Here is an 18,296-nt window from a genome sequence, read left to right as displayed (position 1 = left end):
AAACTGGTTTCTAACACATAGTTGAACAACAAATTGTTCATTCTTATTTTAAATATAACCCGTGGTTTCAACCACGGGAAGCGAATTGCAAGGACATCAAATGTGATATGCGTTGTATTCCAGTGGTTGAAACCACTGGTTATATTCTATAATCTATGTGTTTTTTTCGCATAACATCTAACAAATAACATTTAACTTTTTACAAGAAAATGACAACTAATAAATCCACATCATTATTTGAAAGTCAGCAGGTAAAAGAAGCACTCGTGCAGTCTTTTATAAAGCTGAATCCAAAATTGATGATTAAAAATCCGGTAATGTTTACCGTAGAAATTGGAACTGCCATAATGTTTGCTGTCTGCATTTCAATCTTAATGGGCGCAACTGACCAAGGTAGCTTTATTTACAATTTGATTGTTTTTTTAATATTACTGGCAACGCTTTTATTTGCCAATTTCGCCGAAGCCATTGCTGAAGCGAGAGGAAAAGCACAAGCCGACAGTTTGCGAAAAACAAGAGAAGAAACTCCTGCAAGACAAATTCTGCCAAACGGAGAAATTAAAAATATCAGTTCTTCGGCATTGAAAAAAGACGATATTTTCATTTGCGAGGCTGGAGATTTAATTGCTGCCGATGGTGAAATTATCGAAGGTCTGGCTACAATCGACGAAAGTGCTATTACCGGAGAAAGTGCTCCTGTAATTCGGGAAGCTGGCGGAGATAAATCATCTGTAACTGGAGGGACAAAAGTATTATCTGATAAAATTAAAGTAAAAGTAACTTCTGAACCTGGCGAAAGCTTTTTGGATAAAATGATTGCTTTGGTTGAAGGTGCAAGCCGTCAGAAAACACCAAACGAAATTGCCTTAACCATTCTATTAGCAGCTTTTACTTTAATTTTTATTATTGTCTGCGTAACCTTAAAACCTTTTGCAGATTATGCCAACGCTCCTATTACCATTGCTGCATTTATTTCTCTTTTTGTCTGCCTAATCCCAACTACAATTGGAGGTTTACTTTCTGCGATTGGTATTGCGGGAATGGACAGAGCTTTGCGTGCCAATGTAATTACCAAATCGGGGAAAGCGGTTGAAACTGCTGGAGATATTGACGTATTACTTTTGGATAAAACCGGAACTATTACCATTGGAAATAGAAAAGCAACCAATTTTTATCCAACAAAAGGAATTTCTTTTGACGATTTTGTGAAATCGGCTGTTTTGAGTTCGCTTGCAGATGATACGCCTGAAGGGAAAAGTATTTTGGAACTAAGTGAAGTAATAGATGTAAAAAGCGAAACAAAAGCAAGTGCTTTAAAAAACATCTCTGAAATTTCACACACCATCAAATTTACAGCTGAGACCAGAACATCAGGTGTCATTTTACAAGACGGAACTAATATTCGAAAAGGTGCGCAAGATGCAGCTAAAAAAATTGCAGAACAGGCAGGGAATATTTTTCCTGAAGATACTGCGCAGCAAGTGATTGCCATTTCTTCTAACGGAGGAACACCATTAGTAGTTATCAAAAACAATGAAATTCAAGGTGTAATTGAATTACAAGATATTATCAAAACCGGAATGAAAGAACGTTTTGAGCGTTTACGCCGAATGGGAATCAAAACGGTTATGGTTACAGGAGATAATCCACTGACAGCTAAATTTATTGCTGAAAAAGCCGGTGTTGATGATTTTATCGCTGAAGCTAAACCAGAAGATAAAATGAACTACATCCGAAAAGAGCAATCGGACGGACGTTTAGTTGCCATGATGGGTGACGGAACAAACGACGCTCCTGCCCTTGCGCAAGCCAACGTAGGTGTTGCCATGAATAGTGGCACTCAAGCTGCAAAAGAAGCTGGAAATATGGTCGATCTTGACAATGATCCAACCAAATTAATCGAGATTGTAGAAATTGGAAAACAGCTTTTAATGACTCGAGGCACTTTAACTACTTTTTCTATTGCAAATGACGTTGCGAAATATTTTGCTATTGTTCCTGCTCTTTTTATTACTGCGATTCCAGCGCTTCAAGGTTTGAATATTATGCATTTGCATAGTCCTGAAAGTGCCATTTTATCAGCCGTAATTTTCAACGCGATTATTATTCCGATATTGATTCCGCTTGCGCTGAAAGGGGTCGATTATCGTCCAATTGGAGCTAGTGCGATCTTAAAAAGAAATCTTTTGATTTATGGTCTTGGTGGATTGATTGTTCCTTTTATTGGAATCAAACTGATTGACGTGATTGTTGCACTCTTCATGTAAAAATTAAACCCGACAGGTTTTAAAAACCTGTCAGGTTCACAAAAACTCAATTAAAAACATAGACTTTAAACTATAAGCTTCTAAGAAAAAAACTTAGAACCTTAGCATCTTAGAGTCTTAGAATCTTCAAAAAATGAAAAATCTATTTTCTATAATAAAACTTACTGTGGCTACTTTAATCTTGTTCGCAGTTATTTATCCTTTAGCGATTTACGGAATCGCACAAATTGCTCCAAATCAAGGAAAAGGAGAAACTATTTTGGTTAACGGAAAAGTGGTTGGTTACCAAAAAATTGGACAAAAGTTCGATAAGTCGAATTATTTCTGGGGAAGACCTTCGGCGGTTGATTATAACGCGTCGGGAAGTGCCGGAAGCAACAAAGGCCCAAGCAATCCTGATTATTTAGCTTTGGTTCAAAAAAGAATTGATACGCTTTTATTGGTTCATCCGTACTTGAAAAAATCTGATATTCCGTCGGATATGGTTACGGCTTCTGGAAGTGGTTTAGATCCGAATATTTCTCCGCAAGGCGCTTTGATTCAGGTAAAACGAATTGCTAAAGAAAGAAATTTAGCTGAAGCTAAAGTAAAAGCTTTGGTGGAATCTAAAATTAATACTGCTGTCGTTGGGCCTGAAACGGTGAATGTTTTGGAATTGAATGTGGCGCTGAATCAGCTTCGCTAATTCCAGAGATACTAAGTTGCTAAGGTTCTAAGATTCTAAGTTTTTCTCCAAACCTTGTAGGTATGATAGACTAATTGACACGAATTTTCATTCTTGTTCTATGCGCATTCTTGTCATTTCGACGAAGGAGAAATCTTCGTTAGTAGCTCGACAAAGATTGGCGAATTTCTATACGGAGTTTCTTGCGAAGATTGCTTCGCCAGTTCGCTATCGCTCGTGTCCTTGTTCCTCGGAATGACAAACAGAGCGTAAACTGAAACTTATAATTAATACCTACAAGGTTTTGGAAACCTTGCAGGAAACGAAAACGCCTTTTTACCCCAAATGCCCTAGCCCCGATAGTAGTGGAAATCCTTTTTCTGGCTTCTTTAGCCAGGAAAAGATTGAAACGGATAGCGGGATTAGCTCCTAAAAAATCTACTAATAAATAATTGAATACCACAAAAATGAAAAAAATAATACTTACTGCTTTAATCGCTTTTGGTTTTAGCAATTTACATGCACAAGAGGAATCTAAAAGTCCATTGACATTTTCGGGATATGTTGACGCTTATTATAGTTATGATTTCGGGAAACCTGAAAATCATACTCGACCGAACTTTTTTTACAGTTCTAATAAAAGCAACGAGGTAAACCTGAATTTGGGAATGGCGAAAGTGAATTATTCGAAAGAGAATATTCGGGGGAATTTTGCCTTAATGGCGGGAACTTATGCCGAATATAATATGTCTGCCGAGCAAGGTTTGTTGAAAAATGTTTACGAAGCGAATGTTGGCGTAAAAATTTCGAAAAACCATAATTTATGGATTGATGCGGGAATTATGCCCTCGCATATTGGTTTTGAAAGTGCAATTGGAAAGGATTGTCAAACTTTAACGAGAAGCATTCTGGCTGAGAATTCTCCTTATTATGAAACGGGAGTTAAAATTGGTTATACATCTGAGTCTGGAGAATGGTATTTGGCAGGAATGTACCTGAACGGCTGGCAGAGAATCGAGAAAGTGGAAGGCAATCAAACGCCTGCTTTTGGAACTCAGGTTACTTACAAACCATCTGATCGGGTTGCTTTGAACTGGAGTACTTATGTTGGAAATGAACAGCCGGATATTGATAAAAAGTGGCGTTATTTCAACAACTTTTACGGACAATTTAAAGTAACGGAAAAGACAAATATTACAGCTGGTTTTGATATTGGATCTCAGCAATCGGCTAAAAACAGTAACAAATATGACACTTGGTTTTCGCCTGTTTTGATTCTGCAATACAAACCAGTTGACAAGATTCAGCTTGCAGTACGAGGTGAATATTATAGTGACGAAAAAGGTGTGATTATCGCGACGGAAACACCAAATGGTTTTAAAACTTACGGATTTTCGGCTAACTTTGATTACTTAGTTACTGATAATGTTATGTTTAGAATTGAAGCCAGAAATCTTTCAAGTAAAGACGAAATCTTCACAAATAAAGACAATCTTCCAACGGATACGAATACGTTTGTAACGACTTCCTTGGCGATTAGTTTTTAGGGGAATATTTCTTGCCACAGATTACACAGATTAAAGGGATTTTTTCGTGCTAATTTATTCGCCACGAATTCACGAATTATTTCAAATAAAAATTCGTGAATTCGTGGCTAAAAAAAATAAAACTTTGTGACTTAGCGCCTTCGTGGCAAAAAATATGGAAAACGAAAATAATAACGCACAGCACTTTCTCGATTTAATTCAGAAATCACGAAAGGGAAAGTTTAAAATCTACATTGGGATGAGCGCCGGTGTGGGCAAGACTTTCCGTATGCTTCAGGAAGCGCATTCGTTATTGAAAAATGAAATCGATGTGAAAATTGGCTACATCGAAACGCACATGCGGAAGGAAACGCATGAATTATTAGCAGGTTTGCCTATAATTCCGAGACGAACCATTTTCTATAAAGGAAAAGAATTGGAAGAACTCGATGTTCAAGCGATTATTAATCTTCGTCCAGAAGTAGTTATTGTTGATGAATTGGCACACACGAATGTTGAGGGAAGCAAAAATGAAAAACGCTGGCAGGATGTTTTAGAGATTTTGGAAGCAGGAATTAATGTGATTTCGGCTGTCAATATTCAGCATATTGAGAGTTTAAATGAAGATGTAAAACGAATTACAAATATTGATGTTCAGGAACGTATTCCTGACAATGTTTTACGATTGGCAGATGAAGTCGTGAATATAGACTTAACATCTGAAGATTTGATTGCACGTTTGAAAGAAGGGAAAATTTATACTCCGGATAAAATTCAGACGGCTTTAACGAACTTTTTTAAATCGGAACAGATTTTACAACTTCGGGAATTGGCTTTGAAAGAAGTAGCGAGTCAGGTCGTTCGAAAAGTTGAAAATGAAGTTCCGAATCTTCATGCATTACGACATGAGAAATTGTTGGCCTGCATTAGCAGTAATGACAAAACGGCCAAAATTGTGATTAGAAAAACAGCAAGACTCTCCAGTTATTATAACGGATTGTGGTATGTTTTATATGTAGAAACTCCGAAGGAAAGCAGTAATAAAATTGCTTTGGACAAACAAAGACATTTAATTAATAACTTTAAACTCGCTGTGCAATTAGGCGCAGAAGTTATTAAACTGGAAAACAGTAATATTACCGATGCAATTTTGGCAACCGTAGAAGAAAAACAAATTACAACTGTCTGCATTGGAAAACCGCATTTGAATTTATTTAAAGTAATTTTGTCTACAACAATTTTTAGACGTTTGCTAAACAAACTATCGTTGTCAAATGTTGATCTTGTCATTCTGTCGTAATTTTTCTAACCATTAAGATATTAAGAAAATAAAGGCTATGCTTAATTTTCTCTTTGTAAGTTTCATTAAGTTCAAAACTTAATTTCCTTAATATCTTAATGGTTCAAATAAAAAAAACTTGTTTTTAAATAAACGTCATGAGAATTAAAACCAAATTGAATCTGGGAGTTGGATTGTTATTTTTAATGATCATTATACTTTCGTTAGTTAGCGGTTATTCTGTTTTTTTGATAAAAGCAGATACCGAGAATATTCTGAAAGCAAATTATAATACGCTGGAATATTCGCGAAATATGATTTTGTCTTTGGATGAAATTAAAGCGAGCCCCGATAGCAAGATTCATGTTTTCAAGGAATATCTTGAAAAACAAACGCAAAATGTTACCGAACCAGGAGAAAAAGAAGCAACCGAAAACCTTGAAAAAAGTTTTACGCTTTTAGAACAAAACGGAGCAAACGAAACCATAAAAGCAAAAATCAGACAGGATATTTTTGCGATTATGAAACTGAATCTGGATGCTATAAAACAGAAAAGCGATATTGCCAAACATACCGCCGAAAATGCTAATTTATGGATTGCCATTGTGGGAAGTTTGTGCTTTTTGATTGCTTTTAATTTGCTGGTTAATCTGCCGAATAATATTGCCAATCCAATCAAGGAATTGACGCTGAGTATTAAGGAAATTGCCAATAAAAACTATTCTGAACGCGTTCATTTTACAAGTCATAGTGAATTTGGAGATTTGGCCAAATCGTTTAATACGATGGCGCAAAAACTTCAGGAATATAACGACAGTAATTTATACAAACTCTTTTTCGAAAAGAAACGACTGGAAACTTTAATCAATAATATGAACGATCCTATTATTGGATTAGATCATGAAGGAATTATTTTGTTTGCCAATGATGAAGCGTTGAAAATTATTGGTTTGAAACTGGAAGATGTTATCGGGAAATCGGCTTCTACTCTAGCCTTGTCGAATGATTTGATTCGGTCTTTGATTATGAAAGAGGAATTAGATGCTCCTAAAAAACAACCGCTTAAAATTTATGCGCACGGAAAGGAAAGTTATTTCGAAAAAGAGATTCTGAACATTACCATAATTCCGACAGGAGAAGAAAAAGAAATCAATATTGGTGATGTGATTATTCTGCGAAATATTACACTTTTTAAAGAACTGGATTTTGCCAAAACCAATTTTATTGCAACGGTTTCGCATGAATTAAAAACACCAATTGCTTCGATAAAATTAAGTCTGAAATTGCTTGAAAATGAAAAAACAGGCGACATGAACGACGACCAAAAACAATTGGTTGAAAGCATAAAAGAGGACAGTCAGCGATTATTGAAAATTACGGGAGAATTGCTGAATCTATCTCAATTAGAAACGGGAAATATTCAGCTGAATATCGAAAAAAGCAATCCGCATGAAATTGTAAATTATGCTGTTGAAGCCGTAAAAGTTCAGGCGGAACAAAAACAAATTAAACTAGTTATTGATGCCGATGAAAACCTGCAAGACGTAAAAGCCGACAGCGAAAAAACAGGCTGGGTTTTGATTAATTATTTATCGAATGCGATAAGATATTCTTCTGAAAAAAGTACCATTCACATCAAACTTAAAAAAGAACTAAATCAAATCGTATTTCAGGTTATCGATACTGGAAAAGGAATTGATACAAGATATAAAGACAAAGTTTTTGACAAATATTTTCAGGTTCCGGGAAGTCAGAAATCTGGAACGGGATTGGGTTTGGCAATCAGTAAAGAATTTATTGAAGCTCAAAATGGAAATGTTGGCGTGGAGAGTAATTTGGGATTGGGAAGTACGTTTTGGTTTTCGTTGAAGGTTTAGATTTTTTTTTGCCACAAAGGCACTAAGACGCTAAGTTTTATTTTTCAGCCACAGATTAAAAGGATTAAACAAATTTTTGAATGACTTTGTATGTCTTTTTTCGCCACAAATTACACAAATTTTCACAAATTATATTTTAATAAAGTTTATCAAAAGAGCCGTAGGCTAGGTACATTTTGTAGGGCCGGATTTCAATCCGGTTGGCATAGAAATTCCGCAATACAAAAGAGCCGTAGGTTCGGCACATATTGAGCACAACTATGAATCGTCCCTAAAGGACTTCTAGAACATGTTAAATCATCCTCAACGGATTGAAATCCGTTGCTACAATATCAATTATTCCTACGGAATTTTAAAATAAATTTAGCCAATCTTAATCCAATTACCCTATTTAAAACCAGCAAATTAAAGTTCGCTTAAGGTTCAATTAAGACCAAAATACCGACATTAAACATTCGTTACTATTGCAAAATATAAACGACAAAAACAATGTTCCGCAAAACAGTTTTCCTAGTATTCTTGTTCGGATTATTTTCTGCAAATGCACAACAAAATGATTCGATCACAAAAATTGACAGTACTTCACATAATTTAAAATTCAATTACAAACAATTAATTATTCCGAGTGTATTAATTGGTTATGGCGTAATTGGTTTAGAAAGTGATCAGCTTTTGAGTTTCAATCATCAAATTAAAGATGAAGTTACCGAAGACATTGACGAGAAAGTTACCATTGACGATTTCTCGCAATATGCGCCTGCCGTATCTGTTTATGCGCTGAATGCTTTTGGTGTAAAAGGCAAAAATAATATGCGCGACCGTTCTGTAATACTTGTGACTTCGTATGCAATTATGGCTACAACAGTTTTAAGTTTAAAATCGATTTCACATGTAGAAAGACCTGACGGAAGTTCGAACAATTCCTTCCCTTCCGGACACACTGCAACTGCATTTATGGGTGCCGAATTTTTATACCAGGAATATAAAGACAAATCCATTTGGTACGGAATTGCCGGTTATGCCGTTGCAACCGGAACGGGATTATTTAGAATTTACAACAACCGCCATTGGTTAACTGATGTTGCCGCTGGAGCGGGAATTGGGATTTTGAGTACCAAAATTGCCTATTGGATTAATCCATATATTACTAAAAAGTTATTCAAATCAGATTCTGAGAACAAATCAACTTCTATGATTATGCCTTTTTATAATGGACAGCAATATGGATTAGGATTTGCGAAGATCTTTTAGTTTTTTTGCCACAAAGGCGCTAAGACACAAAGTTTTTTTGAATAGTTTTGTGTCTTAGCGCCTTCGTGGCAAATTCTTTTTATGTATTCGAAGTATTATTCTTAATCTCCCGAACTTCTCTTTTCAATTCTAAAAGTAAATCTTTCATTGCTCCGGTTTCTGTCGTTTCTTGTTTTTTATCCGAACGGCCGATGTTACATTCGTATTCCCAAATCTCCAGAATATCAGAAGCTTTCACTTCATAATTCGGGTAAAAATTGTTGTCAGATTCTAAAACCAAACTATTCTTTTTGTTTTTATTGAGACGTTTATACACCATTCCTTCATTCTTAGTAATCAGAATATAGGTTTTTCCGTCCATTACCTCTCCCAGCTTTTCTACATAACGACCAATAATAATAGAACCATCTTCGTGTGGAGGCATTGAATCGCCTTCAACGGGAAATCCGCGGTGTTTTCCTGGTCCTAAAAACGGAAGTGTAATCTGCTGTAAACTTTCAATATATTCTGGATCAGCATATCCGTTGAGGTAACCTGCTTTTGCTTTTTGAGATACAATTTCAATAAAATTTTCTCCAAAACTATCCACTTGAATGGGTAAAATAAGTCGATTCCCTTCCAGTTTTATCAAGTTTTGCACATCAATTTTGCGGATATCGACAGATAATATCAAGTCGATACTCATGTGAAAATATAATGCAATCTTCTTTAAAATGTCATACGGTGCTTCCGAAGTTCCATCTTCGTATTTCACGTATCTACCTCTGGTAATGCTAAGGTTTTCAGCTAATTTCTCCTGCGATATTTTATGCTTAACCCTTAATGCTCTGATGTTGTCTGAAAATAAGGACATAATTAATTTGTTATAATTTGGAACAGCAAATATACAAAAAATGTTATTATCTGTACTAATTTTGTTTCATACAAAACAAAAGGAAAAAATGGCACGGGCAATTGTACATATGGATTTGGATACCTTTTTTGTATCCTGCGAAAGACGCACCAACTCTGAACTTAACGGAATTCCGCTTATTATAGGTGGCGGAGATCGTGGCGTTGTGGCATCTTGTTCGTATGAAGCCCGTAAATATGGCGTTCGTTCTGCTATGCCAATTCGTATGGCTTTAAAACTTTGTCCTGACGCAAAAGTAATGAAAGGCGACATGGAATTGTATTCACAGCTTTCTCATGACGTTACTGAAATTCTTCAGGAAAAAGCGCCTGTTTTAGAAAAAGCTAGTGTAGACGAATTTTATCTTGACATTACCGGAATGGACAAATTTCATGGCAGTTATAAATGGACAAATGAACTAGCACAAAAGGTAATTAAAGAAACTGGACTGCCAATTAGTTTTTCATTATCCATCAACAAAACCGTTTCTAAAATTGCGACTGGAGAAGGCAAACCTGTCGGAAATCTTGAAATTCCAGAACAAAAAGTTCAGGACTTTTTAAATCCGCTTTCGATTCAGAAAATCCCGATGGTGGGCGCTGTTACTTTTCAGCTTTTGTCTAGAATTGGCGTTCGTAAAATTCAAACTTTGGCCGAAATGCCTGCTGAGGTTTTACAGCAAATGATTGGTAAAAATGGTCTCGAACTTTGGAAAAAAGCACACGGAATCGATCACACGCCTGTTGAACCTTATACCGAACGAAAATCAATTTCGACCGAAACTACTTTTTCACAAGACACTATTGATCTTGCAAAACTGAGAAGAATATTATTAGGAATGGTCGAAAAACTGGCTTTTCAGCTTCGTGCAGAACAATGGCTGACTTCAACTGTTACAGTCAAAATACGTTACGCCAATTTTGATACCGAAACCAAACAATGCCGAGTAGCTTATACATCAGCCGATCATATTTTAACGAAAAATGTAATAGAACTTTTTGAAAAAGTGTATCAACGTAGGATGCGTCTGCGTTTGATTGGCGTTCGCTTTAGCGGATTGGTACGCGGAACCTATCAAATTGATCTTTTTGAAGACACTCAGGAAATGCTTTCACTTTATGAAGCGATGGACAAAATGAAAAGCCGTTATGGTTTTGATGCCGTAATGCGCTGTGCCGGAGCTCATTTTAAACCGAATACCAAAGACGAAATTTTAAAACGCAAGAAATAATGTATCTTAATTGTCATTCTTATCATTCATTACGTTACGGCACAATTCCGCTTAAGGATTTGATTGCCGAAGCCGTTTTGCATGGTATAAAAGCAATGGCATTGACGGATATTAATACTGTTACTGGAATTTATGATTTTATAAAAGCGTGTCAGGAAAACGGAATTAAGCCATTAGTTGGAATGGAATTTCGATACAATCATGAATTCCGATATATTGGTTTGGCTAAAAATGCAGAAGGTTTAGCTGAAATGAACAGATTCTTAACAGAACATAATTTCAGCGGAGAAACTTTGCCTCTGCGTGCTCCTAAATTTAAATCGGTTTTTGTGATTTATACTTTAGAAAATGCTCCGGAAACACTTCATGAAAATGAATTTATCGGAGTTCGTCCTGAAGAAGTTTCAAGTCTTCTGACTTCAAAACATAAAAACAAAATCTCCAAAATGGTGATTTTACAACCTGTGACTTTTAGAAGTAAAAAAGAATACAATCTACATAAAGTGCTTCGTGCTATTGATACCAATATTATTTTATCGAAACTTACAGAAGCAGATTACTGCAAAGTTTCTGATGTGATGAAACCTGTAGAATCGATTCTGCCATTTTATGAAAAATATCCTGAAATCATTTTGAACACACAACGTATCATTGACGATTGTAATTTTCAATATGATTATTCGGCTAAAAAGAATAAAAAATTCTATACTGAAAACCGTCAAAAAGATTTAGAAAAACTGACCGAATTGGCTTGGGAAGGATTTGAAAAACGTTATGGAAACGAAAATATTGAAGCAAAAGCCCGCGTAAAAAAAGAATTAAAAGTAATTGACGAATTAGAATTCAGCGGTTACTTTTTAATTACTTGGGACATTATTCAATACAGCAACAGTAAGGGTTTTATGCATATTGGACGTGGAAGTGGTGCCAACAGTATCATCGCTTATTGCCTCGGAATTACCGATATCTGCCCTATTGAACTGGATTTGTATTTTGAACGTTTTTTAAACCTCAACCGTAAAACGCCACCTGATTTTGATATTGACTGGAGCTGGCAGGAACGTAACACAATTCTGGAATATATTTTTGGAAAATATGGCAAAGATCACGTTGCTTTTTGCGGAACGAACGTCGAATTTAAATATCGTTCTATATTTAGGGAAGTTGGAAAAGTTTTTGGGCTTCCTAAAGAAGAATTAGATCTTTTGGCAAAAAATCCTGAAGAACTTCATCCAACCAATAAAATTGTAAAACTGGTTCAGGAATACGGACAAATGATGGGAAAATATCCCAATCAACGAAGCATGCATGCGTGTGGAATTCTGATTTCTGAAGAACCAATTACAAATTACACGCCTTTGGAAATGCCTCCAAAAGGTTTTCCAATCGTACTTTTTGATATGCACATTGCCGAAGAAATTGGTTTTGATAAATTTGATATTCTAAGTCAGCGCGGTATCGGACATATTGATGACAGCGTAAAACTGATTGCCAAAAACCGAGGCATAAAAGTAAATATCCGCGATACTTCGATTTCTAAAGACGAGGCTGTTTGCAATTCTTATTTAGCAAAAGGACATACAATTGGCTGTTTTTATATCGAAAGTCCCGCTATGCGTGGTTTACTGCGTCGTTTAAATTGTGATAATTATAAAATTTTGGTCGCCGCGTCGTCTATTATTCGTCCCGGCGTTGCACAATCGGGAATGATGAAAGAGTATATTTTTCGTCATAATAATCCAACTCAATTTGAGTATTTTCATGAGGTTTTCAAAGAACATCTTGGCGAAACTTACGGCATTATGGTTTATCAGGAAGATGTAATTAAAATTGCTCAGCATTACGGCGGACTACCCGCTCCTGACGGCGATATTCTTCGTCGTGCCATGTCTGGGAAAGGAAGATCGCTGGAAGCGTTGCAAAAAGTAAAAGATAATTTCTTTGCGAGCTGTGCTCAAAAAGGACATCCCGAAACTTTGAGTCAGGAAATTTATCGTCAGATCGAATCTTTCGCAGGGTATTCTTTCTGCAAAGCACATTCGGCTTCTTATGCGGTTGAAAGTTATCAGAGTTTGTACTTGAAAGTCAATTATCCTGTTGAATTCATGACAGCCGTAATCAACAATCAGGGTGGATTTTACAGAACCGAAGTTTATGTACACGAAGCGCGAATGTCTGGCGGAACGATTCATAATCCGTGTGTGAATAAAAGCGAATATCAGACGACTTTATATGGTACCGATATTTATTTGGGTTTTATGCACATTCAGAGTCTGGAATCTAAAATTGCTCATTTAATTGAAGAAAATCGAAACAAAAAAGGCGATTTTAGTTCTCTGGAAGATTTTATCAATAGAATTCCAATTGGAATTGAAGGCGTTAAAACACTGATTTTTATTGATGCTTTTCGTTTTACAGGGAAAACCAAAAATCAGCTTTTAGTAACTGCCAGTCTACTGTTGAATAATTTTAAACCTGAAAACAGAGATTTGAAATTATTGCAGGAACCCGTTAAAGAATACAAACTTCCAAAATTGGAACGTTCTGTTTTTGAAGATGCTTTTGACGAAATCGAATTATTGAGTTTTCCTGTTTCATGCACTGTTTTTGATCTTCTTCAAACCAAACATCGAGGCGATATTATGGCTAAAGATTTAGTAAAATATCATAAAAAACAAGTCAGAATGCTGGCCTATTTAATTTCCAGAAAACATGTTCCCACGAAAAAAGGCGCTATGTATTTTGGAACCTGGATCGATCATGAAGGCACTTATTTTGATACGGCACATTTTCCGGATAGTTTAGAAAAATATCCTTTTCAGGGCGGAGGCTGTTATTTATTATTAGGAAATGTTGAGGTCGATTATCATTTTCCAACCATCACAATTACAAAAATGGCAAAAATGCCTTTTATCCCAGATCCGCGTTATATGGATTCCAAAGATCAATATAAAACACAAAACCAGATTAAAGAAGATATAAGCCTTACACATCGAAAACCTTATCCGCAAGGTCACGAAATTAATCTGCCCAGACATAGAATGAAGTTTTAGTACTCAGTGTTCGGTATTTAGTGTTCAGGTAAACACTGTGGCTGAACACTAAATACCGAACACTGAACACTAAAAAAAATAACTAAAGAACAACTTACGTTATATAAAGATGAAAAATACGGAATATGCTATAGTCGATATTGAAACCACAGGCGGAAATGCCAGTGGAAGTCGCATTACTGAAATTGCAATCATTATTCATGATGGTAAAAATGTGCTGGATCGTTATGAAACCCTTGTAAATCCTGAACAGGACATTCCTCCATCTATTTTTGGATTAACGGGTATAAATAATGAAATGGTCGTCAATGCACCAATCTTTGATGACATATCAGAGAAAGTATTAGAAATGCTTACGGATCGTATTTTCGTGGCACACAATGTCAACTTCGACTATTCATTTGTTCATCATCAATTGGAACAGGCAGGCTTTAAATGGTCGGCTAAAAAACTTTGTACCGTTCGTGCCGCCAGAAAAATCAAACCAGGATTAGGTTCTTACAGTTTAGGAAATCTTTGCAACTCATTAAATATATCTTTAGAAAACAGGCACCGAGCAGGCGGAGATGCAGATGCTACTGCTTTACTATTTTCGCTTTTATTAGAATGGGACGATGCAGGAGAAATCGAAAAAATGATCAAAAAAACAGCGCAAGATCAACGTTTACCACCTAATCTTCCGCCAGATGATTTTAATAATTTGCCAGACAAACCGGGTGTTTATTATTTTTATAATCAGGCGAAAAAAGTGATTTATGTTGGAAAAGCGATTAATTTAAAGAAACGTGTGTCGTCTCATTTCACAGGCAATAATATTAATCCGCAGAGACAGCATTTTTTAAGGGATATTCACGGAATTTCTTTTGAAGTCTGCGCTACTGAATTAATGGCACTTTTACTAGAATGCACCGAAATCAAAAAACTCTGGCCAACGTACAACAGAGCTTTAAAACGTTTTGAAGCTAAATTTGGCATTTATCAATACGAAGCCCGAAACGGTTATAAATATCTCGCGATTGGGAAAGTGAGTAAATTTCAGGTTTGTATTCATGAATTCAGCAGTTTGTATGAAGGCATTAATTTATTGCGAAATCTGGCCGAACGTTTTGAAATTGATCATCGTTTCTGCAAATATTCAAAATCCGAAGAAGGAGATTTTTTTCAGAACAATAATCCACAAAACCTGCCTGATGTTCTAATGCATAATGCCCAAGTCGACAACGCCATTGATTATTTGTTAAACAACAGACCTTCTTTTGCCATAATTGATAAAGGAAAATCAAAAGAAGAGCGCAGCTGTATCTGGATTGAAAACGGACATTTTTATGGCATGGGATATCTTCCTTCCGATATTTCGATTCATGAACCTTCAGATGTAAAAAATTACGTTACGCCTTATAAAAGCAATCAATATATCGAACAGCTGATTTTTTCATATGCTGAAAAGCATCCGAGAAAAGTATTCTTTAAAAAACATCTTTTAGCCTAAAATCAAATCTGAGAAAAATAGAGCTGTAAAAATTAAAATTATGACACTATTTAGCGATACCGAATTATTTACGACTGGACAAACAGGTAAAAAAATTTTTGATCTCCCAGACTGCGAACTGATTCTGATTGATAATTTTTTCAGCAAAGAAGAATCAGATTCCTTTTATGAAAGAATACTGCGTAAAACCAAATGGCGAGAATATGAAATGGAAGTTTATGATAAAACTTACACTGTCCCTAGAATGATTGCCTGGTATGAAGACAAAGACAATGCAGGTGCAGATCCCAAAGGGCCAGATTGGACGTATGAATTATTAAAAATCAGAAGCCGTGTCGAAAAGGAAACCCAACTTGACTTTAATAGCTTACTGTTAAATTTATACCGAAACGGAAAAGACGGTGTAGGCTGGCACAGTGACCGTGAAGATAATTCTGGTAAAGATCCAATTATAGCCTCAGTTACTTTTGGAGAAACGAGAATGTTTAAACTCCGTCATAAATTCAGGAAGGATATTCCACTGGTTGAGATTCCGCTTCATCACGGTTCTTTCTTACTAATGGCGGGTACTACGAATAGTTTTTGGCAACATCATGTTCCAAAAACGGCTCGTAAAGTTTTACCCAGAATTAATTTAACTTTTAGGCAAACGCAACGCAATGCGTAAGTCATTAGGAACTAAAAACTAGCTGATTTATTAGCTCAATTTTGACGAGGAAAATTCTGTCGAAAAAAGTTAAAATACTGATTGTATGAACGTTTTATTAGGCTGAACCTTCCTTTTTTACTATTTTTGCAAACTTTTAAAAATATATAATACCGTAATGGCTTATTCAAACAACGATTTAGCACGCTTCTTAGATGCGCAAAACAAACTTTATCTTACTGCTCTTTCTGAAATCGGAAAAGGCAAAAAAGAGACGCATTGGATGTGGTTTATTTTTCCTCAAATTAAAGGTTTAGGAAAAAGTGATACTGCAAATCTTTATGCCATTAACGATCTAAAAGAAGCTTCGGATTATTTGGAACATCCTATTTTAGGAAAACATTTAATTGAAATTTCAGAATTATTATTAACCTTCAAAATGAAATCTGCTGACGGAATTTTTGGCGATTTAGATGCTCGAAAATTACGTTCCTGTATGACTTTGTTTTCTTTGGTAGAAAATGCAAATCCAATCTTTCAGGAGGTTTTGGATGCTTTTTTCTCTGGAGAATTAGATCCTCTTACCATATCAATTATTAATTCAACTATAGAATCATCTCTTGAGCCTGCCGTTGTATAAATTACAGTCTCATCGATTTTAACATTCTAACACTGCCTAACCGCAGTGTTTTTTTGTTTTTAAAAGTAAGCAGTCCAAACGTAATCCTTTATATTTGTATAAGTTTGATCTTCATTATCCCCAAAAAAACCAAAAATCATGAATGAAAAAATCAAAACCCTGCAAATTATCCATCTTGCCATTTGTGCTGGAACTCTTGCGGCCTATTTCTTTCTAATAGACTTTTCTTTGAAAACATTAGAAATCCCAAATATAGATTCATCGTCAGCTATTTACTTACTAATACCAGTATTAGCCTATATCTTGAGTACATTTTTATTTAAATCTCAGTTAAAACAAATTGATCCTAAATTGAAATTAGAAGAAAAAATGCCGATTTATCAAGCTGCTTCCATTATGCGCTGGGCAGTTCTAGAAGGTGCAGCATTTTTAATATTATTCTTAAAACCAGAATTTGTACTATTTGGAATTCTAATTATTATTTATCTTATTTTTTTAAGACCGACAGAAGAAAGAATTAATAACGATTTGAATTTATAATACAATAATTCTATCAGCGAAATTTCACTAAATTGCGATATATAACATCTTATTCAAACCTAAAAAAGCTCTAAAACCCTTGTTTTTAGGGCTTTTTTTGTATGTGGCATATGTATTGTTTTTTCAAAATCAATTAACATTAAACCACATACATCATGAAAAAATCAATCCTTATTTCGCTAATCCTCTTTTTTAATTATACTGTTTCAAAAGCCTGTGATAAATGCGGCACTTATAACAATAGTGACTTCAAGATAAAATCTGCCTCTATAACACACAAAGCCGATTTAGGAATTACAGTCTGGGATATTAAAGTAGAAGGAACAGCAGGCAATACCATGCCTAAACCCGTTGGACAATTAAATGGAGCTCCTGTTCTTGCCTATGTTTTTCCAACGACTTTAAAATCATCTGATATCGGTTTCGGTCAGGTTGAAGGAATTGTTGCTTTGGGTTTAACTTCACATCCTGACTTTGAAGATACACCGCTTTGGGATGAAAATTTAGACGGAAATTATCTTAATGATGGTTTAGTCTGGCATGCGCACTGGGTTCTACTGGTAGAAGACAAACGTGTTGGTGGCGGACTATCGGTTAAAGAATTTACCAAGGGAGATCCAAATGTCGTGCTTCCTCCAACAAATCCCGGAATGGCGATGTATATGGATAGTCCTGGTTTTAATATCGTTACAAAAGGAAATTCCATAAAAGTTATCGTTCCAGATTTTCGAATTAACAATAAAACAAATTTCAAATTCGATGCTGTAACCTGTTATATGGAAGTTAATACGGGGGCAGGAGGCTCGCACGAAGGCGACGGAGCAAAACCAATGTTGGGGGTTTACAAGGTTTATAACGTTGCCAGCGGTAATCTTTCGCTCCCTTATTCTGTTAAATAACTAAGAGTATAAAGCCCAACGAAAAACGGATTATTTAGGCAA

Annotated in this window: 14 protein-coding genes; 13 read left to right on the top strand and 1 reads right to left on the bottom strand. The window is 35.6% G+C overall.

From position 1 onward, the window contains the following. Positions 1-209 precede the first annotated feature (209 nt). From kdpB to P2W65_RS10720, 6 genes are all read left to right on the top strand, one after another. Entirely contained in the window at positions 210-2,267 is a 2,058-nt protein-coding gene (gene kdpB, locus P2W65_RS10745; RefSeq protein ID WP_289665477.1) for a potassium-transporting ATPase subunit KdpB, read from the top strand. A gap of 133 nt (positions 2,268-2,400) precedes the next feature. Next, complete coding sequence (locus tag P2W65_RS10740) at positions 2,401-2,952, top strand: K(+)-transporting ATPase subunit C (protein WP_289665476.1); 552 nt, start codon at positions 2,401-2,403, stop codon at positions 2,950-2,952. 446 nt (positions 2,953-3,398) lie between these two features. After that, positions 3,399-4,478: a porin gene (locus tag P2W65_RS10735; RefSeq protein ID WP_289665475.1), complete on the top strand. Its 1,080-nt coding sequence runs from the start codon at positions 3,399-3,401 to the stop codon at positions 4,476-4,478. Between the two features lie 154 nt (positions 4,479-4,632). Continuing rightward, on the top strand, positions 4,633-5,757 hold the full coding sequence (locus P2W65_RS10730) for a sensor protein KdpD (protein WP_289665474.1): 1,125 nt from the start codon (positions 4,633-4,635) through the stop codon (positions 5,755-5,757). A gap of 137 nt (positions 5,758-5,894) precedes the next feature. Next, positions 5,895-7,613 (top strand): ATP-binding protein, encoded by a 1,719-nt coding sequence (locus tag P2W65_RS10725; RefSeq protein ID WP_289665473.1) that lies wholly within the window; start codon positions 5,895-5,897, stop codon positions 7,611-7,613. A gap of 489 nt (positions 7,614-8,102) precedes the next feature. Then, a complete protein-coding gene (locus P2W65_RS10720; protein WP_289665471.1) occupies positions 8,103-8,864 on the top strand; it encodes a phosphatase PAP2 family protein in 762 nt (253 codons plus the stop codon). A 79-nt stretch (positions 8,865-8,943) separates the two neighbouring features. On the opposite strand, the gene P2W65_RS10715 is transcribed toward P2W65_RS10720, so the two are convergent. Further along, on the bottom strand, positions 8,944-9,717 hold the full coding sequence (locus P2W65_RS10715; RefSeq protein WP_179001052.1) for an XRE family transcriptional regulator: 774 nt from the start codon (positions 9,715-9,717) through the stop codon (positions 8,944-8,946). Between the two features lie 88 nt (positions 9,718-9,805). On the opposite strand from P2W65_RS10715, the gene dinB reads away from it, so the two are divergent. The 7 genes from dinB (at position 9,806) to P2W65_RS10680 (ending at position 18,254) form a co-directional block, all read left to right on the top strand. Beyond that, positions 9,806-10,987, top strand: coding sequence for a DNA polymerase IV (dinB, locus tag P2W65_RS10710; RefSeq protein WP_289665470.1), 1,182 nt, complete (start codon positions 9,806-9,808; stop codon positions 10,985-10,987). After that, positions 10,987-14,040: a DNA polymerase III subunit alpha gene (locus P2W65_RS10705; protein ID WP_289665468.1), complete on the top strand. Its 3,054-nt coding sequence runs from the start codon at positions 10,987-10,989 to the stop codon at positions 14,038-14,040. The genes dinB and P2W65_RS10705 overlap by 1 nt, the downstream gene beginning before the upstream one ends. Positions 14,041-14,149: 109 nt before the next feature. Next, positions 14,150-15,529: an exonuclease domain-containing protein gene (locus P2W65_RS10700; RefSeq protein WP_289665467.1), complete on the top strand. Its 1,380-nt coding sequence runs from the start codon at positions 14,150-14,152 to the stop codon at positions 15,527-15,529. A gap of 40 nt (positions 15,530-15,569) precedes the next feature. Further along, positions 15,570-16,196 (top strand): alpha-ketoglutarate-dependent dioxygenase AlkB family protein, encoded by a 627-nt coding sequence (locus P2W65_RS10695; protein ID WP_179001060.1) that lies wholly within the window; start codon positions 15,570-15,572, stop codon positions 16,194-16,196. Positions 16,197-16,353: 157 nt separating this feature from the next. Beyond that, positions 16,354-16,815, top strand: a complete 462-nt coding sequence (locus P2W65_RS10690) for a DUF1810 domain-containing protein (RefSeq protein WP_179001062.1) — start codon at positions 16,354-16,356, stop codon at positions 16,813-16,815. 138 nt (positions 16,816-16,953) lie between these two features. Continuing rightward, a complete protein-coding gene (locus tag P2W65_RS10685) occupies positions 16,954-17,355 on the top strand; it encodes an MFS transporter (RefSeq protein ID WP_179001064.1) in 402 nt (133 codons plus the stop codon). 155 nt (positions 17,356-17,510) lie between these two features. After that, positions 17,511-18,254, top strand: coding sequence for a hypothetical protein (locus P2W65_RS10680; RefSeq protein ID WP_289665466.1), 744 nt, complete (start codon positions 17,511-17,513; stop codon positions 18,252-18,254). The last annotated feature ends 42 nt before the right edge of the window (positions 18,255-18,296 follow it).

The organism is Flavobacterium panacagri (genome assembly GCF_030378165.1).
GTDB lineage: Bacteria > Bacteroidota > Bacteroidia > Flavobacteriales > Flavobacteriaceae > Flavobacterium > Flavobacterium panacagri.
This window is presented reverse-complemented; position numbering and strand designations above follow the sequence as displayed.